This is a genomic window from Microbacterium sp. Bi121, assembly GCF_918698005.1.
In the GTDB taxonomy this organism is placed as follows: domain Bacteria; phylum Actinomycetota; class Actinomycetes; order Actinomycetales; family Microbacteriaceae; genus Microbacterium.
This window is the reverse complement of the sequence record NZ_CAKKLJ010000007.1, coordinates 23,282-43,087: the sequence shown is the minus strand read 5'-3', so window position 1 is coordinate 43,087 and position 19,806 is coordinate 23,282. Positions and strand designations below refer to the sequence as shown.

General features: G+C 64.9%; 19 protein-coding genes and 1 pseudogene. 15 read left to right on the top strand and 5 right to left on the bottom strand.

Annotated elements, in window-relative coordinates:
* The first annotated feature begins 4 nt into the window (after window positions 1-4).
* From LQZ87_RS12105 to LQZ87_RS12095, 3 genes are read left to right on the top strand one after another with little or no spacing between them, the layout of a single operon-like run.
* Window positions 5-775, top strand: a complete 771-nt coding sequence (locus LQZ87_RS12105; protein ID WP_136057005.1) for a sulfite exporter TauE/SafE family protein — start codon at window positions 5-7, stop codon at window positions 773-775.
* A gap of 20 nt (window positions 776-795) precedes the next feature.
* Complete coding sequence (locus LQZ87_RS12100; RefSeq protein WP_042538248.1) at window positions 796-1,314, top strand: DUF4395 domain-containing protein; 519 nt, start codon at window positions 796-798, stop codon at window positions 1,312-1,314.
* Between the two features lie 32 nt (window positions 1,315-1,346).
* Window positions 1,347-1,712 carry a rhodanese-like domain-containing protein gene (locus tag LQZ87_RS12095; RefSeq protein ID WP_042538246.1) on the top strand — a complete coding sequence of 122 codons (366 nt, stop codon included), beginning with the start codon at window positions 1,347-1,349 and terminating at the stop codon, window positions 1,710-1,712.
* Window positions 1,713-2,069: 357 nt separating this feature from the next.
* On the opposite strand, the gene LQZ87_RS12090 is transcribed toward LQZ87_RS12095, so the two are convergent.
* Window positions 2,070-3,587 carry a SulP family inorganic anion transporter gene (locus tag LQZ87_RS12090; protein ID WP_042538242.1) on the bottom strand — a complete coding sequence of 506 codons (1,518 nt, stop codon included), beginning with the start codon at window positions 3,585-3,587 and terminating at the stop codon, window positions 2,070-2,072.
* Window positions 3,588-3,779: 192 nt separating this feature from the next.
* On the opposite strand from LQZ87_RS12090, the gene LQZ87_RS12085 reads away from it, so the two are divergent.
* From LQZ87_RS12085 to LQZ87_RS12065, 5 genes are all read left to right on the top strand, one after another.
* Window positions 3,780-4,133: a MerR family transcriptional regulator gene (locus LQZ87_RS12085; RefSeq protein WP_042538356.1), complete on the top strand. Its 354-nt coding sequence runs from the start codon at window positions 3,780-3,782 to the stop codon at window positions 4,131-4,133.
* 243 nt (window positions 4,134-4,376) lie between these two features.
* Window positions 4,377-4,736, top strand: a complete 360-nt coding sequence (locus tag LQZ87_RS12080) for a metalloregulator ArsR/SmtB family transcription factor (RefSeq protein WP_036275916.1) — start codon at window positions 4,377-4,379, stop codon at window positions 4,734-4,736.
* On the top strand, window positions 4,733-6,658 hold the full coding sequence (locus tag LQZ87_RS12075; RefSeq protein WP_197491836.1) for a cation-translocating P-type ATPase: 1,926 nt from the start codon (window positions 4,733-4,735) through the stop codon (window positions 6,656-6,658). Before LQZ87_RS12080 ends, LQZ87_RS12075 begins: the two co-directional genes overlap by 4 nt.
* On the top strand, window positions 6,658-7,266 hold the full coding sequence (locus LQZ87_RS12070) for a cadmium resistance transporter (RefSeq protein ID WP_036275918.1): 609 nt from the start codon (window positions 6,658-6,660) through the stop codon (window positions 7,264-7,266). The genes LQZ87_RS12075 and LQZ87_RS12070 overlap by 1 nt, the downstream gene beginning before the upstream one ends.
* A complete protein-coding gene (locus tag LQZ87_RS12065) occupies window positions 7,263-7,796 on the top strand; it encodes a signal peptidase II (RefSeq protein ID WP_029264099.1) in 534 nt (177 codons plus the stop codon). Before LQZ87_RS12070 ends, LQZ87_RS12065 begins: the two co-directional genes overlap by 4 nt.
* Window positions 7,797-8,024: 228 nt before the next feature.
* On the opposite strand, the gene LQZ87_RS12060 is transcribed toward LQZ87_RS12065, so the two are convergent.
* Window positions 8,025-8,336 (bottom strand): hypothetical protein, encoded by a 312-nt coding sequence (locus LQZ87_RS12060; RefSeq protein ID WP_029153956.1) that lies wholly within the window; start codon window positions 8,334-8,336, stop codon window positions 8,025-8,027.
* A gap of 417 nt (window positions 8,337-8,753) precedes the next feature.
* Between LQZ87_RS12060 and LQZ87_RS12055 the strand changes: the two genes are divergently transcribed.
* On the top strand, window positions 8,754-11,384 hold the full coding sequence (locus LQZ87_RS12055; RefSeq protein WP_230103713.1) for an AAA family ATPase: 2,631 nt from the start codon (window positions 8,754-8,756) through the stop codon (window positions 11,382-11,384).
* On the opposite strand, the pseudogene LQZ87_RS12050 reads toward LQZ87_RS12055, so the two are convergent.
* Window positions 11,269-11,565 (bottom strand): annotated as a pseudogene (locus tag LQZ87_RS12050) (hypothetical protein); the annotation flags it as partial. The gene LQZ87_RS12055 and the pseudogene LQZ87_RS12050 overlap by 116 nt on opposite strands.
* 135 nt (window positions 11,566-11,700) lie before the next feature.
* Window positions 11,701-11,880: a hypothetical protein gene (locus LQZ87_RS12045; RefSeq protein ID WP_036275925.1), complete on the bottom strand. Its 180-nt coding sequence runs from the start codon at window positions 11,878-11,880 to the stop codon at window positions 11,701-11,703.
* A 96-nt stretch (window positions 11,881-11,976) separates the two neighbouring features.
* Between LQZ87_RS12045 and LQZ87_RS12040 the strand changes: the two genes are divergently transcribed.
* Window positions 11,977-12,555 (top strand): helix-turn-helix transcriptional regulator, encoded by a 579-nt coding sequence (locus LQZ87_RS12040; protein WP_230103711.1) that lies wholly within the window; start codon window positions 11,977-11,979, stop codon window positions 12,553-12,555.
* Between the two features lie 9 nt (window positions 12,556-12,564).
* Window positions 12,565-13,665, top strand: a complete 1,101-nt coding sequence (locus LQZ87_RS12035) for a site-specific integrase (RefSeq protein WP_230103710.1) — start codon at window positions 12,565-12,567, stop codon at window positions 13,663-13,665.
* 56 nt (window positions 13,666-13,721) lie between these two features.
* Here the strand turns inward: LQZ87_RS12035 and LQZ87_RS12030 are convergent, their stop codons facing one another.
* Window positions 13,722-14,210 carry a YajQ family cyclic di-GMP-binding protein gene (locus LQZ87_RS12030; protein WP_230103709.1) on the bottom strand — a complete coding sequence of 163 codons (489 nt, stop codon included), beginning with the start codon at window positions 14,208-14,210 and terminating at the stop codon, window positions 13,722-13,724.
* A 195-nt stretch (window positions 14,211-14,405) separates the two neighbouring features.
* On the opposite strand from LQZ87_RS12030, the gene LQZ87_RS12025 reads away from it, so the two are divergent.
* The 4 genes from LQZ87_RS12025 to LQZ87_RS12010 all read left to right on the top strand — a co-directional run bounded on the left by LQZ87_RS12025 (window position 14,406) and on the right by LQZ87_RS12010 (window position 19,799).
* Window positions 14,406-15,644 carry a maltose ABC transporter substrate-binding protein gene (locus LQZ87_RS12025; protein WP_230103708.1) on the top strand — a complete coding sequence of 413 codons (1,239 nt, stop codon included), beginning with the start codon at window positions 14,406-14,408 and terminating at the stop codon, window positions 15,642-15,644.
* A 79-nt stretch (window positions 15,645-15,723) separates the two neighbouring features.
* Window positions 15,724-17,349 (top strand): ABC transporter permease subunit, encoded by a 1,626-nt coding sequence (locus LQZ87_RS12020; RefSeq protein WP_230103707.1) that lies wholly within the window; start codon window positions 15,724-15,726, stop codon window positions 17,347-17,349.
* A gap of 1 nt (window position 17,350) precedes the next feature.
* Entirely contained in the window at window positions 17,351-18,286 is a 936-nt protein-coding gene (locus LQZ87_RS12015; RefSeq protein WP_230103706.1) for a sugar ABC transporter permease, read from the top strand.
* 4 nt (window positions 18,287-18,290) lie between these two features.
* Window positions 18,291-19,799 (top strand): alpha-amylase family protein, encoded by a 1,509-nt coding sequence (locus LQZ87_RS12010; protein ID WP_230103705.1) that lies wholly within the window; start codon window positions 18,291-18,293, stop codon window positions 19,797-19,799.
* Window positions 19,800-19,806: the final 7 nt, after the last annotated feature.

Here is a 19,806-nt window from a genome sequence, read left to right as displayed (position 1 = left end):
TCGAGTGGACACCTCCATCATCCTCGCGATGACTCTCGCGGCCCTTGTCGGTGTCGCACTCGGGCTCCTCGGCGGCGGGGGCTCCATCCTCACTTTCCCCATCTTCTCCCTCGTCCTGGGCATCGGAACGAGGGAGACGATCGTCTCCTCTCTCTTCGTCGTCGCTATCACCAGCGCCGTCTCCGCCGCCTTCCGTGTGCGCCGACGCGAGGTGCGCTGGAAAGTCGCCGGCGTCTTCGCGGCGACCGGCTTGATCGGGGGAATCGGTGGCGGGATGGTTGGTCAGCTGCTACCAGAAACCGTGCTCACCGTTCTGTTCGCGGCGATCATGATCGTCACAGCGATCGCCATGATGCGGCCGCGACGAGGACGCGCGGCGCGCCCTCCGACGCGGCCGGTCGTCCGTGGAATCCGAACGACAGCTACGGGACTCGGCGTGGGAGTCCTCACAGGGGCACTGGGAGCAGGCGGCGGGTTCCTCATCGTCCCCGCCCTCACCTTCCTCGGCCAGCCCATCGCCGCTGCAGTGGGGACATCGCTGCTAGTCGTCGCCGTGAACTCGTCCGCCGGCTTCCTCACCCAGATCACGACCGTGGCCATCCACTGGCCCATCGTCCTCACCTTCACCGCGCTCGCCGTCGCTGGATCCTTCATCGGTCTGGCACTGTCGCATCGCCTCCCGGCTGCCGGCATCCGGACCGGGTTCGGGGTTCTGGTGCTGGCCGTGGGGCTGACCATGCTCGCCACCCTCATCATTCAGACGCTCTCCGCCTGACCACCACCAGAAAGAAGCCCATGCCTCACGCGACCGACACCGCGCCCCGCACCGGGGAACACGTCGACGGATACGAGGTGCCCGTCCTCGACGAGCACGCCGTCCGCATCGCCGCCGGCATCCTCCTCGCCATAGGCATCACCGCCCTTACCATCACGCTCGCCTCCGACAGCATCAGGCCGCTGCAGATGTTCGGCATGTTCTTCCTCCTCGACATGACGACGCGCGTACTCATCAGCGACCGGCTGTCCCTCACTCTCGCCCTCGGCCGTGCTCTGACACGCCGCCGCCGTCGGCACTGGGTGGGCGCGCCGCAGAAGGTCTTCGCCTGGTGGCTCGCCCTCGGTCTCGCTGCTATCTCGTGCGTGACGATGAGCGCTGGAATGGTCCCGCTACCCGTGACTCTCGGGCTCTGCGGAGTCTGCTTCACAGTCCTGCTCCTAGAAGCCACCCTCGGGTGGTGCGCGGGATGTGCCCTGCACCAACGCTTCAGTAGGCAGCCCACCCGCCACTGCGCCAACGGCGCCTGCGACCGCTGACACTCTCGCTCCCTCACAACGAAAGGACGCACATGGGCCGCCTAACCCTCACCACCCTCGCCGTCATCACCGCACTCACGCTCACCTCCTGCGCCAGCACACCCACACCACAGGCTGACCTCGGCCCCGACGCGGTCATCATCGACGTGCGCACCCCCGCCGAGCGCGCCACCGGCCACCTCGACGGCGCCCTCCTGCTCGACGTCACGGGCGGCGACCTCCAAGCTGCGCTGCCGGACCTTGACCCCGAAGCCACCTACCTCGTCTACTGCCGTTCAGGTAACCGGGCAGGAGTCGCCATCGACCTGATGAAGCAGGCCGGCTTCACCGACCTCCTCAACCTCGGCTCCCTGGAAGACGCCGCCGCCACGACAGGCCTCCCCGTCGTGCAGCCCTGAGACGTACGTGCTCGCCCCCACGAGCACGTACCTGCGTGCACAGCACGCCACCGCATCGCTCGAGCACTGCCTCGCGATGCACAGTCGGGGCGGGGTCGCCAGATGCCCGCCCCGACTGTTCAAACCTGCTCGCCTTAGCCCACCGAAAACGATCGTTTACGGCGTGATTTCGTATTCTGCTCTGCGAGGGGTGCCGCAAACGTGCACCGGAAGCCGGTTTCGGCAGACTGTTTCGGCGCGCTGGAGGGCCGAGCCTCGCGCTCGATGCCGAGCTTGAGGGTCGAGGAGCGGCGGCGTCGGTGGATGACGAAGAAGGGGCGACCCGAGGCCGCCCCTTCTTCTTGCGTGAATCGTGACTCAGTGCCCGGCGCCGAGGTTTCCGGTGAGGCGGCCGTGGAACGCTGCTGCGGTGTCGTTCAGGCCTTGGATGGTGACGGTCTTCCCGTGGTTTTCGTACTTGGTGACGATGGCGTCGAGGGCGGCCACGGTGGAAGCGTCCCAGACGTGGGAGTGACTCATGTCGATGACTACCGTGTCGGGGTCGTCGCCGTACTCGAACTGGGTGGTGAGGTCGTTGCTGGAGGCGAAGAAGAGTTCTCCATCGACGGCGTAATGCGCTGTGTCGCCGTCGTCACTGAGGGTGCGGGTGACGCTGACGAAGTGTGCGACGCGTCGGGCGAACATGATCATCGCGGCCACGACTCCGAGGATGACGCCAACGGCGAGGTTGTGGGTCCAGACGGTGGCGATGACGGTGATGAGCATGACGGCGGTCTCGCTCTTCGGCATGCGCTTGAGCGTGCTCAGGCGGATGCTGTGCCAGTCGAAAGTCGCAATCGAGACGAGGATCATGACGGCGACGAGCGCTGCCATGGGAATGATCGCCACCACGTCGCCGAGCGCGAGCACGAGGACCAGCAGGAAGACGCCGGCGAGGAAGGTCGAGATCCGGGTGCGTGCGCCGGAGGCTTTGACGTTGATCATGGTCTGGCCGATCATCGCGCAGCCACCCATGCCGCCGAACGCGCCGGAGAGAACGTTCGCGGCGCCCTGTCCAAGTGCCTCGCGGGTCTTGCGGGAGTGGGTGTCGGTGATGTCGTCAACGAGCTTCGCGGTCATGAGCGACTCGAGCAGGCCGACCACGGCCATAGCCAGCGCGTAGGGAGCGATGATCTGCAGCGTCTCGAAGGTGAGCGGCACATTCGGAATGAACAGCGCCGGCAAGCTCTCGGGAAGTTCTCCCTGATCGCCCACGTTCGGCACGTTCCACGCGAAGACCACGACTGCCGCGGTGAGCAGCACGATCGCGACGAGTGGCGCCGGGATCACCTTCGTGATCCGCGGCATGAGATACATCACCAGCAGGCCGACCGCGACGAGCGGGTAGACCAGCCAGGGAACGCCGATGAGCTGCGGAAACTGCGAAGTGAAGATCAAGATCGCCAGAGCGTTCACGAACCCGACCATCACCGAGCGCGGGATGAACCGCATCAGCTTGGCGACCCCGAGCAACGCGAGGACGATCTGGATGAGTCCACCGAGCAGGACCGTGGCGATGAAGTAGTCCATGCCGTACTCACGAGCGACGGGCGCGATGACGAGCGCGATTGCTCCGGTGGCCGCGGTGATCATGGCAGGGCGTCCGCCGAGGAACGCGATCGCGACGGCCATGATGAAGGACGAGAACAGGCCGACTCGGGGGTCGACGCCCGCGATGATCGAGAACGCGATCGCCTCCGGGATCAGGGCAAGGGCGACGACGAGGCCCGCGAGGACTTCACGGGTCAAAAGGCGCGGGCTGCGCAGCGCCTGCATGACGGTGGGTTCGATGCGGTAACGCGACGCGGAGTCGCGGGTGGGGGTGACGGCAGTCATGTGCCCTCCGGGTGCTGGGCTCTCTCGTGAGAGCGCGGGAAACGAATGGGAGCGCAGCGGTGCGCAGGCGTCGGTCAGGCCGACACGGAAAGATAAGGGGAGCGGGCGCGAGAGCCGCGCCGATCTAGACTCTAACGTAACGTGAGTGTTGTGGGGAAATCAGTGGAAGACGAACACAGGACCGTCGAGACGATGCGGATCGGCGAAGTGGCCGAGCGCACGGCGCTCTCGTTCCGCTCGCTTCGACACTGGGACGACGTGGGGCTCGTGCAGCCGTCCGCGCGCACGGAGGGCGGGTTCCGGCTTTACACCGAGAAAGATGTCGATCGCATCCTCATCATCCGCAGAATGAAACCGTTGGGATACACCCTCGACGAGATGCGCGAACTCCTCGACGTCGTCGACGCCCTCACCGTCGACCCGAGCGACGTGGCGTTGCGCGCCCGGATCGATGACATCCGCGACGGCGCCGACCAGCGTCGCCAGAAACTCACGGAGCAGCTCGCCATGGCCGACGAGTTCGTGCAACTGCTCGGTCAGCTCTAAAGAGAGACGGATGCACCGCGTTGGAGGCCTCGGCCCATAGTCGATCGGTCTGCCGAAAACGATCGTTTGCGGCGCGGTGAGTGAAGGCACACCAGATCGAATGCCAGAAACGTGCGCCGCAAGCGGGTTTCGGTAGGCGTATTCGGTGGGGTGTGAGCCGGATGTACTTACACCCAGGCCCCAGAGATGTCGCCTGGGGTGAAGCCGTTCCAATAGGTCATCAATCACTGTATAGTTCAGTGTGTGCTGACTATTTCCTCACGCCTCGATGTCATGAACCGGCTCGGCCGGGCCATGGCCGATCCCACGCGTTCCCGAATCCTAATGTCTCTGCTCGGTGGACCGAGCTACCCGGCTGTGCTCTCTCGTGAGCTGGAGCTGACGCGTTCGAACGTGTCGAACCATCTCACCTGCCTGCGTGACTGCGGGATTGTCGTTGCCGAGCCGGAGGGTCGCCAGACTCGTTACGAGATCGCCGACCCGCATCTTACGGCTGCGCTCGTCGCGCTCGTGGACGTGACGCTGGCGGTCGATGAGCACGCGCCGTGCGTGGACTCTGCGTGCACGGTGGCTGGCTGCTGTGGGACGGGGGCGGACGCGTGAGCGCGGCGTGTGGCTGCGAGCACGAGCCTGCCCAGCCTGCCACTGCGGCGGAGGATGAGACCGAAGAGGTTGTGCGGCCCTGGTGGAGGGACCGTGGGATCATGGTGCCGGTCTTCTCCGGTGTCGCATTCCTGGCCGGTCTGATCCTTGAATGGTCCGGCCTCGAGATCCCGGCGCTGGTGTTGTTCTGGGCCGGTCTGCTCCTCGGTGCGTCGACGTTCACGCCCGGCGCGATCCGGAAACTGTTCAAGGGCAAGCTCGGTATCGGGCTGCTGATGACGATCAGCGCGATCGGCGCGGTCATCCTCGGCTACGTGGAGGAGGCTGCGGCTCTGGCGTTCTTGTACTCGATTGCTGAGGCGCTCGAGGACAAAGCGATGGACCGTGCCCGGGGCGGGCTGAGGGCGCTGCTGAAGCTCGTGCCGGAGACAGCGACCGTGCTGCAGAACGGCGTCTCTGCGCAGGTGCCCGCGAGAGAGCTGACGGTCGGCCAGGTCATGGTGGTCCGTCCCGGCGAGCGGATCGCAACCGACGGGATCGTCCGTTCTGGCCGCTCCAGCCTGGACACCTCGGCGATCACCGGGGAGTCGATCCCCGTCGAGGTCGAGCCCGGCGATGCGGTGTCGGCCGGTGCGATCAACAGCGCCGGCGCGCTGGAGGTCGAAACGACCGCTGCGGGCACCGACAACTCGCTCACCACGATCGTGGAGCTGGTCGAGAAGGCGCAGACCGAGAAGGGCGAGCGTGCACGTCTCGCGGACAGGATCGCCCGCCCGCTCGTACCCGGCGTTCTGATCCTCGCAGCGCTCGTCGCGATCATCGGGTCGCTGCTGGGCGATCCAGAGGTGTGGATCACCCGCGCGCTTGTCGTGCTGGTCGCCGCTTCTCCGTGTGCGCTGGCGATCTCGGTGCCGCTGACGGTCGTCGCCGCGATCGGCGCAGCAAGCAAGTTCGGCGTGATCATCAAGTCCGGCGCCGTCTTCGAGCGCTTCGGCACGGTCCGCCACGTCGCGGTCGACAAGACCGGCACCCTCACCCGCAACGAACCTGCGGTCACCGCGGTGCTCACTGCGAACGGCGTGACCGAGACACAGGCGCTGGCCTGGGCGGCCGCACTGGAGCAGCACAGCACGCATCCCCTTGCCTCTGCGATCACCGCCGCGGCCCCGGGCACACCGGCAGCTGCAGATGTGACCGAGCAGGCCGGGCACGGCATCGACGGCACTGTCGGCGGATCGAGAATCACCGTCGGCAGTCCTCGCTGGCTGGACGCGGGCGACCTCGGGAAGCAGGTCGCGGAGTTGGAGGAGCAGGGCATGACCGTCGTGATCGTCCACCGCGACGGAACCCCCGTCGCCGCGATCGGCGTCCGCGACGAACTGCGCCCTGAAGTCCCCGAGGTAGTCCGGACGCTCACCAACCAAGGCGTCGGCGTGACGATGCTCACCGGAGACAACGCCCGCACCGCTCGTGCACTGGCCGCGCAGGCCGGGATCAGCAACGTGCGCGCGGAACTGCGTCCCGAGGATAAGGCAACCGCGATCGGCGAGCTGTCAAAGGCGGGGCCGGTCGCGATGATCGGCGACGGAATCAACGACGCACCGGCCCTCGCTGGCGCAGACATCGGTATCGCGATGGGCGCCACCGGCTCCGACGCGGCAATCGAATCCGCCGACGTGGCCTTCACCGGCCATGATCTGCGCCTCATCCCGCGAGCGTTCGATCACGCCCGCCGCGGTCGACGGATCATCAACCAGAACATCATCCTGTCGCTGCTGATCATCACTGCACTGCTCCCGCTCGCGCTCTTCGGCGTCCTGGGGCTCGCGGCCGTCGTCCTGGTCCACGAGGTCGCGGAGGTCATCGTGATCCTCAACGGTCTGCGCGCCGCACGCACCCGCACGCCACGACTGGAAAGCTGATGCTCGCAACTATCGGTTCAGCGATCGGCCTGTTCGCGGCAACCAACATCGACGACATTGTCGTGCTCACCGTGCTGTTCCTGGCTTCCAGTCGAGGGAAGCCCCGGCCGTGGCAGATCGTCGCGGGCCAGTATCTCGGGTTCATCACCCTCGTCGTGATCAGCGTGATCGCCGCTCTCGGTCTCACCATCGTTCCGGACGAATGGGTCGGTTTCCTGGGTCTGATCCCGCTCGGCATCGGCATCTGGACGCTCATTCGCGGCCTGCGCCGTAACAGCGATGACGATGATGACGACTCCAAGATCACCGCGGTCGGACTATGGGGCGTCGCAGGGATCACGATCGCCAACGGGGCCGACAACATCTCCCTCTACACGCCGATCTTCCGCACCAGCGCCCCCAGCGACGTCGCGATCATGATCGTCGTATTCCTGATCCTCGTCGCGGTCTGGTGCGCGGCCGGCCGGCTGATCGGCACCAACAAGGCTGTTACCGAGGGGCTGGAGCGCGTCGAGCACTGGCTCGTACCGGCCGTGTTCATCGGCCTGGGCCTGTTCATCCTGATCGAATCTGGGGTCATCGTCCGTCTGATCGAGGTGCTCGCATGACCTCCTCCCAGTCAGAGGCTCATCCGCCCGCTGCGCGCAAGCTGTCGTCGACCCGGCGGCGGCAGCTCACTGGTGGAGCGCTCTTGATCGCCGTGGTCGTCGTGCTGATCGATCAGGGAACCAAGGTGTGGGCCGAAGCGACCCTCACCGACCGTGAGCGCATCCCGCTGATCGGTGACCTGCTGGGTTTGCAGCTCGCCTATAACCCCGGAGCGGCATTCTCCTTCGGGGAAGGCTTCACCTGGGTGTTCGCGCTGCTCGCTGTCGCCGCCACGGTCACAGCGATCGTGTTCGCGTTCCGAGTGCAACGCGTGAGATGGGCGATCGTCATCGGCGCGCTCGGCGGCGCTTCCGCCTCACACGCAGGCGACCGCCTTTTCCGGGACCCCGGATTCGCCCGTGGTCACGTCGTGGACTTCCTCGCCTACGGAAACTGGTTCATCGGCAACATCGCCGACATCGTAATCTTCGCCGCAGCGATCACCGGAGCAGTTTTCATGATCCGCGCCGGGGATGAGAGCACCGAGTGAGATCCGTTGTGCGGTGGTGGGACACCCATCAACTCGCCCTCTACATCGGCGCGATCGCCGTGGGCAGCCGTTGAGTGAGTTCACGCTTAGGCAGGCGGGCGGTCGCGATGTAGGCGCAGAGCCACCCACCAGCCGCATCGTCGACAGATGAAAGCGCGATCGTCTCCGAGTGCGTGCAGCTTCTTGCGTGGCAGATGTCGCCCGCAGCACGTGCACGCAACGTCCTCGTCAGTCGCCATGAGCGGAGAGCGCCTCTCGAATCTGTTCAACCGTTGGCATCCCGGCCAGCCCAGCAGGGGTGCTGTAAATACGGCAGGCGAGGTCATTGCTTCGCCCCGACCCCGGAAAGAGATCGTTGCCATCCAGGGTGATCGTGGGGGAGCCCGCGAACGAGACTGCGCCCGCGTCCTCCTCCGTCCGGATGAGTCGGTAGTGAACCTCCGATTCGTCGTGGCCTGTTTCTCGTAGCGCCTCAGAAACACGACGGCCAGCCTCAACCCAGCTGGGGCAACCGGCGATATAAAGCAGCTCAATCTCCACGACTCAATCATCCTCGACTTCGCTGTTGATGTCGTGCCCGGGCTACCACCGAAAACGATCGTTTACGGTGATCTCGTCGACGGCGAAGGCAAAGTGCGCGACACGCCGAAGAACGATCCACCGAAACCCCCTGCCGAAACCAATTCGCGCCGAAACGCATGTGGTACGTATTCGGCTGACCACGAGAGCGGAACCGATTCCGTCATCAGAAGCCCGACAATCACGCGTACGACCTAATGCAATGCACGCAGGCACCAATAGTGATTGCTAGTTACTTGTTACTCGCAAATGGAGTAATCTTGTACTGTGCGAGGTGGCTTGGAGCGCTGGAAACGAGGTGGCGATTCGCGCGGTGTTCGCCACGCGATCTCCTACGCGCTTGAGGGAAGGTGCGATGCCCACTTGCCCCACTCTGCCGTGGTCGAGGTGCTCGAGAACTACAGCGGTACCGGCGGCTCGACGGTGGCGCGCTTCGTCGTCGAGGATGGAGTGGTCAGTTCCGACGAGCTCTCAGCAGGCGGACTGCGTGTGTGGCTCACCGGCCATGATCCGGTCACGGGGGAGCAACGCGGCACGTCCCTCATGCGACCTGATGCAGACCTGCTCCTGGACGGAACGCTGAATCACCCCAAGTCGTACAGCATCGCCGCATTGCTGCATCCTGATTTGGCGGCAGAATTCGAGGCGCTTCAGGACCGCATCCGCAACCGCGTCATAGCACTTTGGCAACGCGAGCTGAATGCGCGTCGAGGCCACGGCGGACTCATCCGCGAGTCCATCGCTCGGCTCGAGGTCGTCGAGTTGCAACACCGTCGATCCCGCGCGCTGGACCCGCATGCGCATCGGCACCTCTGGTTGAACGTGAAAGTGCGCGGTGACGACGGGAAGTGGACCAACGTTGATTCACGAGTCGCGATGAAGTTCCACACCGTCATCAATGCCGAGGGTGAGCTCGCCGCCCGCACGGATCCGCGATGGATCACCGCACTCACCCGTCACGGCTACACGATCGGTGCGGACGGGGAGATCGCGGAGCTCGCCACCGCAGTCGCGCCGATGTCTCGGCGATCGGCGCAGATCGAGACAAATCGAGTCCGTTTGATCGCGCAGTGGGAGGCCGCGCACAGCGGAACCAGGCCGAGCGTCGAAGTGCTGCAGCAGATTGACCGCAGAGCGTGGGCAGTCGCGCGCCCTAACAAGCCCTCCCTGCTCGACGAGCAATCTTGGGAAGCGACCGTGCGCGAAGAACTCGCCACGATCGATGCCGCACTCCTGACCTCGCGGATGCCGCGAGCAGCCGACCTCGTCGGCGTGGACGATCTGGATCTCGACATGCTTGCCGCCGCCGCGGTAGTCGATGCCGATCTCCGATCCACCGGAACCAGCGGACGGTTCAGCCACTATGACCTCCGCGCAGGGGCGATACGGGTGCTGTCGCGATCGGGCGTGGTCGCGGATCGTGCTGATCTCGATGCAGTCCTGCGCCGCATCACCGATCGCGCCCGTCGCCTGACTGTGAGCCTGTCGTCACAGCCGGCGGTTCCCGAGCATGTGAAGTCACTGATGGCGCGCGAGACGATGCGGCTGAAAATCCGTGTTGGCGAAGCGTTGGACGCGATCGCTACTTCCGGCCGATCGCTGTTGCCGGACGAGCTGCGGCGCAGAGCTGGATCGGTCAAGGCTGCTGACTGCCTTGACGCGTCCCAAATGGCGGCGGCGTGCGCCATCGCTGGCTCGATCGGCTTGGTGACCGTCATCGGACCAGCGGGCGCAGGAAAGACCACGATGTTGCGCGCGACACTGCACGCGTTGACGTCGCAACGACGGCGGATGCTCGTTGTCGCTCCTACCCGCAAGGCGGCATCGGTCGCGTCGCGTGAGACAGGAGCCGAGGCGTCCAGCGTCCATGCGCTTCTGTACGACTACGGTTACCGATGGTCGACCGACCCAACGGGATCGCAGGTGTGGCGCCGCCTCGAGATCGGTCAAGTGGATAGTGCCACCGGGTTGAACTACGACGGTTCACAGAGATACTCCTTGCGCCTGGGGGACCGCATCGTGGTGGATGAGGCCGGCGTCCTGGACCTGCAAGCGGCGAACGCCCTACTCGAGCTCGCCCTCGAAGCCGGCGCCGGCGTGGCGATGGTCGGCGACCCGCACCAGGCGCTTCCGGTCGGCCATGCCGGAGCGATGGCATCCGCGATCCGTCACGCACCAGCATCCATTGAACTGGACACGGTGCACCGCTTCCACGACGCGGACTATGCCGCGCTCACTTTGCAGCTCCGCAACCCGCGCGACGGTGCGCACGCCCTCGAGCTCGCCGAAAGACTCTATGCGGGCCGACACCTGCAACGAGTCGACAGTGTCGAGGCCGCAAGAGAAGCGATGATCGACGGATACCTCGACGCCGAAGGCCGCGGTCAACGCGTCGCGATAGTTTGCGGAACGAACAGCGAGGTGGATGCGGTCAACGCATTGATCCAGGGTCGACGCATCGAGTGCGGCGAACTCGACCCCACCCGCGTTGCGGCGGGGATGGGGGAGCAGCGACTCCTGGTCGGCGACGCCGTGCAGACCCGCCGCAATGACCGGCGCACCGGAGTCGACAACCGAGCGCAGTGGATCGTCAGCCGGATCGAGCCCGACTTTGTTGACCTCCTCTCACCCAGCGACAGTGGCGAACGACGTCGGGTGAGTCGCGACTATGCGCTCGAGCACGTTCAGCTCGCATACGCCTCGACAGTGCACGGCGTCCAGGGAGAAACCGTTGATAAAGCGATTGTCGGCCCCGATGTGGATGCTGCCGGCCTCTACGTCGGACTCACCCGTGGGCGTCACTGGAATCACGCGGTGGTAGTCGCCAGGACGGATGCCGCAGCTAAAAGCTCCCTCGCCGCGACGATGTTGCGAGGCACCACGGAGGTCACTATCAGCGACTCGCTTCGCGCAGTCGAAGCGGAGCTACGGCGGGCTGCGCGAGACGAAACGATGAGGCCGCAAGGATTCGGAGTTGCTGGCGTAAGCACAGCCGGAATGTCTCGTTGACTAATCCTCGGATCGTTTGCGGGCCGCAGATCCGTACCGAGTCGGCTTCATTGGGGCAATCGCTACCTGCAAGGGCGTACCTCACGACGCTGTCATTCTTGTCCGTGCACTGCAGGAGGCCAACGGTCGCTCGGTGTGCGTGGCGGCGCAACTGATCTTCAACAATCTCGACGTAGAAGCCAAGCTGGCCGACGAGTCAGCGGGGCCCCGCGGTGCAAGACGCGACGGTCGGGCGCGACCCTCAGAAAATTTACGAGCTGTGCTGCGGCCGACCTGCTGTCGGAGTCGGCCGCACCTTCGGCTCGAGCGGATCGCGTCATTGTGCACTGGAAAACGCGTCCGCGATGTACTTCTCTACGTCCGACTCGCGCCAGCAACGGCGGCCGGCGATAATCGCCGACTGCGGGGCGGTGCCCATGTGTACCATCCAGCGTAGCTGCGCTGGTGTCCGACGCAAGCGGTCGGCTACGTCGCCGATGAACATGATCTTGTCCATTCTTCTCACCTCCGTTCGTAGTTGGAAGTAACTGGATACTCCAGTAGATCACGATATCTAGTCGCGCGCAATAGAATTTCGTAGTATCGTCGTCTCATGGCAAACGATGCAGAAATCGGCCGAAATGTGACGCGCCTTAGAGGTGGTGGGAGCCAGAAGGATCTCGCTGATGCGATGCGCAAAAAAGGCTTCCGATGGTCGCAGGCCACCGTATGGGCGGTCGAGAAGGGCGAAAGGCCCCTCCGACTGACCGAGGCCGACGCGCTCGGCCAGGTCTTTGGCATCCATCATCAGATGTTGCTTTCGACGGGCGATCACCTTGATCTCACGTTGCAGCTTCGCGAGTTCGGTGAACGTTTGGACGAGATCCACGAGCTTGCTTACAGTTCCTTCGCTGAACAGCGACAGCTCGCGGAGTCCATCGATCTGCTGCCCCCCGGTGAGTTGGATGAAGAAGTAACCATCGACGTCGTAAGGCGCACAGCGGTCGACGCTGCACTCGAAGGGCTGGCCCGGGCGGCGGAACATCATCGCGGACTTCTCGATGCCAACGAACTTATGGATGGTCCGGTAGCCCGATCCGCTCAGCAGTTCACCGAAGCCTTCGACACCCACGTGCGCGACCTGGTCGAAGGGCAGACCGGGCGTTTCGCGAGTGGAGATCGAGCCCACTAAGGAGCACTGATGGCATCCATCACGCAGCGAGACGACGGCGTCTGGCGCGCGCGGTATCGAGACGCGGCAGGTAAAGAACACGCCCGACACTTCGCATTGAAGCGCGACGCTCAGCGATGGCTGAACGAAGTCGCGGCAGCCGTGGTCACCGGACAGTACGTCGACCCGAAGGCCGGAAAGATCACATGGTCCGACTGGACGAGCGCGTGGATGCAACGGCAGACATGGGCCGAAGGAACGCACGAAGCGGCCACGGTTGCCGTATCCAGCGTGCCGTGGAAGAGCGGTTCGGTCGGCACCGTGAACGCCTCACACGTCCAGGCATGGATCGCGGGAGAATTGAAACGCGGGCTCGCGCCATCCACGATCAAGACGCGTCTCAACTATGTGCAGATGGCGTTCCGCGCGGCAGTCGCCGATCGCATCATTGCAACGAATCCCACAGCTGGAGTCAAGCCTCCACGCGCCCGCAAACTCGAAGCCACCATGCGGGTTCTCGGCCCCGACGAAGTCCACGCCGTTCTGGAGGCAGCTGGTGAGTTCCGAGGTTTCGTCGAAGTATGCGTTTTCGCCGGCATGCGCCTGGGCGAAGCGGCAGGCCTCCAACTCGCCGACATCAATTTTCTCGGCCGTTCAATCCGGGTGGCACGCCAGGTGCAGGGCTCCACGATCAAAGCCGCCAAGCTGGTGCCGCCTAAGTACCACTCCGAGCGGACCGTCTATGTGCCTGGTGAACTCACCGCCTCGCTTTCGGCACATGTCGCGCGGAACGCTGTAACCGACCCCGAAGAGCAACTGTTCACGACTCCGCTCGGTCGGCTCTGGAATCGCAATAACGCAGCGGGGGAGTGGCGACGCATCCGCGAAGAGGTCGGGCTTCCGGAAGACATCACATTGCACACGCTGCGGCACACGTTCGCTTCGAACCTCATCGCTTCCGGTTGCGACGTGGTCACGGTGCAGCGTGCGCTCGGCCACTCAACGCCATCGATCACGTTGAACGTCTACAGCCACCTCTGGCCATCGGCAGAGGACAAGACGAGGGCAGCGACCGCGGACTTCATGGCTCTCGCAGCGCGACCAACGGCCAGCGTGCGAGCCACATCCTAGGATTCTGCGGACTCCCTGCGGACTAAACCAGGAAAACCCCAGGTCAGAAGCATGCTCTACCGGTAGTTGATGAACTGCAGGTCGATGTCGAGGTCCGACCCCTTGAGCAGCGCGATCACGGACTGCAGGTCGTCGCGGCTCTTCGACTGCACGCGCAGCTCGTCGCCCTGGATCTGGCTCTTCACGCCCTTGGGGCCCTCGTCGCGGATGATCTTGCCGATCTTCTTCGCGTTCTCCGACGAGATGCCGTCCTTGAGCGTGGAGACGATCCGGTACTCCTTGCCGCTGGCGAACGGGTCGCCCGACTCGAGGCTCTTGAGCGAGATGCCGCGCTTGATGAGCTTGGACTGGAACACGTCGAGAACGGCCTTCGCGCGCTCTTCGGTGTTCGCCTTGATCAGGATCGACTCGCCGCTCCACTCGACCGAGGCGCCGGTGCCCTTGAAGTCGTAGCGCTGCTCGACCTCCTTGCGCGCCTGGTTGAGGGCGTTCTCCGCCTCCTGGTGGTCGACCTTGCTGACGATGTCGAACGATGAGTCTGCCATGGCGCCATCCTATCGATTCACGTTTGTCCACACGATCTTGGAAGCGCTTCCATCACGACCGTGCGTCCGTGTGCTTGTGTCACAGCTTGATATCGGCCGATCCAACCATTGCCTAAGGGCGGCTCTGCCGTGCATACTGTAAGCGCTTGCAGTTTTGTTGCAGGCGCCCATCAGCACTAAGAGAGGCCACCACCAATGAAGGTGAACAAGAGGGGCATCGTCGCCTTCGGCGCGATCGCAGCCATTTCCACACTGACGCTCGCCGGCTGTGCAAGCGGCGGCGCAGGCGATTCCGACTCCGGTGATGCGGAATTCTCCGGCGAGATCACGGTCTGGGTCGACGCCGACCGTGCAGGTGTTCTCGAAGACGCGGCAGACGCGTTCACCGAGGACACCGGCGTGAAGGTCACGCTCGTCCAGAAGGAGTTCGGCGAGATCCGCGACCAGTTCGTCCAGCAGGTTCCGACCGGCGAAGGGCCCGACATCGCGGTGGGCGCGCACGACTGGCTGGGCGTGCTCGCCACCAACGGCGTCGTCGCACCCGTCGAGCTCGGCGACAAGGCCGCCGAGTTCGAGAAGGTCGCCATCGACGCGTGGAGTTACGAGGGCCAGACCTACGGCGTGCCGTACGCGATCGAGAACATCGCGCTGCTGCGCAACACCGACCTCGTCCCCGAGGCGCCGACCGACTTCGCCGACATGATCGCGAAGGGCGAGGCAGCGGGAACCGAGTACCCGTTCCTCGTCGGCCTCGACCCCGAAGCAGCCGATCCGTACCACCTGTACCCGTTCCAGACCTCGTTCGGCGCTCCGGTCTTCGGCACCACCGCCGACGGCGGCTACGACGCCGCAGACCTGCAGATCGGCAACGAGGGCGGCACCGCCTTCGCCGCCTGGCTGAAGGAGCAGGGCGCAGCGGGTGTCATGAACACCAACATCACCGGCGACCTCGCCAAGGAGAACTTCAACTCCGGCAAGTCCCCGTTCTTCCTGACGGGTCCGTGGAACGCGCCGGCAGCCGTCGAGGCGGGTCTTAACATCGCCGTCGACCCGATCCCCGCAGCGGGCGACCAGGAAGCACAGCCGTTCGCCGGCGTACAGGGCTTCTTCCTGAGCGCTGAGAGCGAGAACCGCCTCGCGGCCAATGAGTTCCTCGTGAACTACATCGGCAGTGAAGACGTGCAGACCGCCCTTTACGAGGTCGGCGGCCGCGCCCCGGCCCTCACCTCCGCCTTCGAGGCCGCTGTCGCCTCCGACCCGATCACCGCCGGCTTCGGCGAGGTCGGCGCGACCGCCGTTCCGATGCCCAGCATCCCTGAGATGGGTGCTGTGTGGGAGTTCTGGGGTGTGACCGAGGCGGCCATCATCAACGGCGGCGACTCCGCAGCCCTGTGGTCGAAGATGGCCGCAGACATCCAGGCTGCAATCGGCTGATCCCTCTGAGAAGCGGGCGGCACCCGACACTCGGGTGCCGCCCGCGTCCGCCGTACCGCTGAGCACACCGAGGTTATCGATGACGACGCCCACCACAGACGAACGCGACGCTGCGATCCAGCGGACCCGACGTGACCGCAACCAGAAGCGCGCAGCGCACATCGCCGAACACGCCGGCGTCGGCTGGAAGCTGCTGCTGTTCAAGGTCGTCGCGCTGGGTGTCATCGACGCCCTCGCGATCTACGCGATCTTCGTGCTGTGGCGCAGCGATCAGATCGTCCCCGCGGTCATCGTGCTCGCGGTCACGGCGTTCGCGAACTGGATCTACTTCAGTCGCGGCAACCTTCCGGCGAAGTACCTGGTCCCCGGACTCATCTTCCTGTTCATCTTCCAGGTGTTCGCGGCGCTCTACACCGGGTACATCGCGTTCACGAACTACGGCACTGGCCACAACAGCGACAAGGACAGCGCGATCAACTCGCTGATGCTGTCCGCACAGGAGCGCGTGCCCGACTCCCCGGCGTACGACCTGAGCATCGTCGAGCAGCTCGGCGAGTTCTCCTTCCTCGTCACCTCCCCGGACGGCGACGTGTCGATCGGCGGCGACGAACGTCCGCTCGAAGAGGTCGACGGCGCCGAGATGGACGGCGGCAAGGCCACAGGGCTGGCCGGTTACAACACGCTCGGCTTCCAGCAGATCGTCGCCAACCAGAAGGCGATCGCCGACATGTCGGTGCCGATCAGCGACGACCCGAACGACGGCGCCCTGCGGACCCCTGACGGATCGAGCGCGTACGTCTACCTGTCGAAGCTGGTCTACGACGAGGCCGCCGACACGATGACCGACACGAGAACCGGCGTCGTCTACGCAGACACAGGGACCGGCGCGTTCACAGCGGAGGACGGCACCGAGCTGCGCCCCGGCTGGCAGATCAACGTCGGGGTCGACAACTTCGTCCGCGCATTCGCGGAGGAGTCCATCCGCGGGCCGTTCTTCTCCGTCCTGGTGTGGACGTTCGTTTTCGCGATCATGTCGGTGCTGACGTGCTTCGCACTCGGACTGTTCGTCGCGATCGTCTTCAACGACCCGCGCATGAAGTCCAAGCGCTATTACCGCATCCTCATGATCCTGCCGTACGCGTTCCCCGGGTTCCTCTCGGCACTCGTCTGGGCCGGCATGATGAACCAGGAGTTCGGATTCCTCAACGTCGTGCTGTTCGGCGGCGCCGACATCCCGTGGCTCACCAACGAGTGGTTGGCGAAGTTCAGCATCCTGCTCGTGAACCTCTGGCTCGGCTTCCCCTACATGTTCCTGATCTGCACCGGTGCGCTGCAGGCCATACCCGAGGATGTGCAGGAGGCCGCACGAGTCGACGGCGCCAGCGCCTGGCAGGTGTTCCGATCGATCAAGCTGCCGCTGTTGTTCGTCTCGGTCGCGCCGCTGCTGATCTCCTCGTTCGCGTTCAACTTCAATAACTTCAGCCTGATCTACATGCTCACCGGCGGAGGACCGCGCGATGTCTCGGCGAATGTCAACGTCGGCGCCACGGACATCCTGATCACCATGGTCTACAAGGTGGCGTTCGTCGGCTCGAGTTCCGACTACGGTCTCGCGAGCGCTTTCTCGATCATCATCTTCATCCTCGTCGCGACGATCTCGGTCATCGCGTTCCGGCGGACCAAGGCACTTGAGGAGCTGAACTGACATGAGCACCGTCAAGGACGAATCGACCACGGCGATCGTGACGCAGGGCGCAGGCGTCCGCGGTGAGGCGGCGGCTCCGCGCCGGCCGTTCAAGAAGTACTTCCGCGAGACGGGCTGGCGGCACATAGTCGGCATCGTGATCGGAGCCTTCGCGATCTTCCCGCTGCTGTACGTCTTCTCGGCGTCACTGAACCCCGGAGGCACGCTGCTCACGGCGAACTCGCTGTTCAGCAACTTCGACTTCATGAGCTACACAGCGCTTTTCACGTCTTCGCAGCACCCGTACGGCGCCTGGTTCATGAACACGCTCGTGATCGGCCTGGTCACGGCGTTCTTCACCGTGATCCTGGGAGCGCTCGCGGCATATTCCTTCTCGCGCATGCGCTTCACCGGCCGACGGTTCAGCCTGACGTCGCTGCTCGTCGTGCAGATGTTCCCGCAGATGCTCGCGATGGTCGCGATCTTCCTGCTGATGGTCAGGATCGGCGACATCTTCCCCGCGATCGGACTGAACTCTCAGATCGGTCTGATCATGGTGTACCTCGGCGGTGCGCTCGGCGCCAACACCTACCTGATGTACGGCTTCTTCAACACCGTGCCTGCGTCGATCGACGAGGCTGCGAAGATCGACGGTGCCGGCCATGCACGGATCTTCTTCACGATCATCCTCCGCCTGGTCGCACCGATCCTCGCCGTGGTCGGCCTCCTCAGCTTCATCGGGACCTGCAGCGAGTTCGTGCTCGCGAGTGTCATCCTCATCGACCCCGACAAGCAGACCCTCGCGGTCGGCCTGTACAAGTTCGTGGCGGATGAGTTCTCGAAGAACTGGAGCGTGTTCGCCGCCGGCGCCGTTCTCGCCGCGATCCTGCCGGTCGCGCTCTTCCTCGCCCTGCAGAAGTACATCGTGGGCGGACTCACCGCGGGAAGCGTGAAGTGATCGGATGCCTCGCACCCTGACGGTCGCGACGTTCACAGGATTCCTCGTCACGGCGGTCGCCGTCCTGGCCGGATGCAGCGCGCAGCCGGCGCCGACAGAGCACGTCGAACCCGGCGAGGCGACCGGGGCGGGAGTTCAGCTGTTCCAGCTTCCCTGGACATCGATCGCCGATGAGTGCGAGCAGACGCTGGGCCCGGCTGGATTCGCATGGGTGCTCACCTCGCCGCCGAACGAGCACATCGTCGGCGAACAATGGTGGACGTCCTACCAGCCGGTGAGCCATCGCATCGAGTCGAGGCTGGGCACTCGCGAGGAGTTCGCCGACATGGTCGCGCGTTGCGACGCAGCCGGAGTCGAGATCGTGGCGGATGCCGTGATCAACCACATGACCGGACAGAACACAGCTGGCACGGGCTTCGCCGGCACCGCGTTCGAGCACTACGACTACCCGGGACTCTACGGTCCTGGCGACTTCCACTACTGCGGCCTGACCGCGAGCGGCGACATCGAGGACTACGGATCACGTGAGCAGGTGCAGGACTGCGAGCTCGTCAATCTCGCCGACCTCGACACCTCATCAGAGGCGGTGCGGGCGAAGACCGTCGGCTACCTCGATGATCTGCTCGCGCTGGGCGTCGCAGGCTTCCGCATCGATGCAGCCAAGCACATGGCGGCCGACGACGTCGAGGCGATCGTCTCGCAGCTGCCGGAGGGCACCCGCATCCTGAGCGAGGTCATCCGTGGCGCAGGGGAGCCCGTTCAGCCCGAGGAGTACACCGGGTTCGGAGACGTGTTCGAGTTCACTTACGGGCGTGATCTCGCGCAGCCCCTGCAGTCCGGCGTCTGGTCCGACCCGACCCTTCGGGACGCCGATGACGAGTACGTCCGTGCGCAGCATGTGCCGTCCGACCGCGCGATCGTGTTCGTCGACAACCACGACACCGAGCGCGGAGAGGCGAAGATCACCTACAAGCGCGGCGACCTCTACGTGCTCGCCAACGTGCTCATGCTCGGCGATGACTACGGCACGCCGGTGGTGTACTCCGGCTACGCGTTCACGGATCGTGATGCCGGACCCCGCGCCGACGAGGACGGCCGAGCGCAGGACGCATCGTGCGCCGGCGTCGACGGACCCGTCGATGCGTACGAGGACGGCGAACGAACCTGCGTGCAGTCGTGGACGGCGATCCGCGGGATGCTGGCGTTCCGCAAGGCCGTCGGCGATGCGCACCGGATGCCGGGAGTCGAGTCCGGCGACGCATACGGCTTCGAACGCGAGGCACGCGGCGTCGTCGCCGTGAACCAGGGCGAAGCGGCCGAGACGCTCGAGATCCCCACGACCATGTCGGCCGGAGACTACTGCGACGTCGTCTCCGGCGGACCTGACGCGGCCACAGACGACGGATGCCGCGGCGCAGCGTTCACGGTCAGCGACGGTATTGCGACACTGAAGCTCTCCGGGCATACCGCGGCCGCCATCCACATCGACGCGGCTGCGCCGCCGGCATCCTGAAGGGAAC

Excerpts from the sequence above, each read along its gene's own strand:
- LQZ87_RS12100 (WP_042538248.1), top strand. The coding sequence starts at position 796 with ATGCCTCACGCGACCGACACCGCGCCCCGCACCGGGGAACACGTCGAC.
- LQZ87_RS12095 (WP_042538246.1), top strand. The coding sequence starts at position 1,347 with ATGGGCCGCCTAACCCTCACCACCCTCGCCGTCATCACCGCACTCACG.
- LQZ87_RS12090 (WP_042538242.1), bottom strand. The coding sequence starts at position 3,587 with ATGACTGCCGTCACCCCCACCCGCGACTCCGCGTCGCGTTACCGCATC.
- LQZ87_RS12085 (WP_042538356.1), top strand. The coding sequence starts at position 3,780 with ATGCGGATCGGCGAAGTGGCCGAGCGCACGGCGCTCTCGTTCCGCTCG.
- LQZ87_RS12070 (WP_036275918.1), top strand. The coding sequence starts at position 6,658 with ATGCTCGCAACTATCGGTTCAGCGATCGGCCTGTTCGCGGCAACCAAC.
- LQZ87_RS12065 (WP_029264099.1), top strand. The coding sequence starts at position 7,263 with ATGACCTCCTCCCAGTCAGAGGCTCATCCGCCCGCTGCGCGCAAGCTG.
- LQZ87_RS12045 (WP_036275925.1), bottom strand. The coding sequence starts at position 11,880 with ATGGACAAGATCATGTTCATCGGCGACGTAGCCGACCGCTTGCGTCGG.
- LQZ87_RS12040 (WP_230103711.1), top strand. The coding sequence starts at position 11,977 with ATGGCAAACGATGCAGAAATCGGCCGAAATGTGACGCGCCTTAGAGGT.
- LQZ87_RS12035 (WP_230103710.1), top strand. The coding sequence starts at position 12,565 with ATGGCATCCATCACGCAGCGAGACGACGGCGTCTGGCGCGCGCGGTAT.
- LQZ87_RS12030 (WP_230103709.1), bottom strand. The coding sequence starts at position 14,210 with ATGGCAGACTCATCGTTCGACATCGTCAGCAAGGTCGACCACCAGGAG.
- LQZ87_RS12025 (WP_230103708.1), top strand. The coding sequence starts at position 14,406 with ATGAAGGTGAACAAGAGGGGCATCGTCGCCTTCGGCGCGATCGCAGCC.
- LQZ87_RS12020 (WP_230103707.1), top strand. The coding sequence starts at position 15,724 with ATGACGACGCCCACCACAGACGAACGCGACGCTGCGATCCAGCGGACC.
- LQZ87_RS12015 (WP_230103706.1), top strand. The coding sequence starts at position 17,351 with ATGAGCACCGTCAAGGACGAATCGACCACGGCGATCGTGACGCAGGGC.
- LQZ87_RS12010 (WP_230103705.1), top strand. The coding sequence starts at position 18,291 with ATGCCTCGCACCCTGACGGTCGCGACGTTCACAGGATTCCTCGTCACG.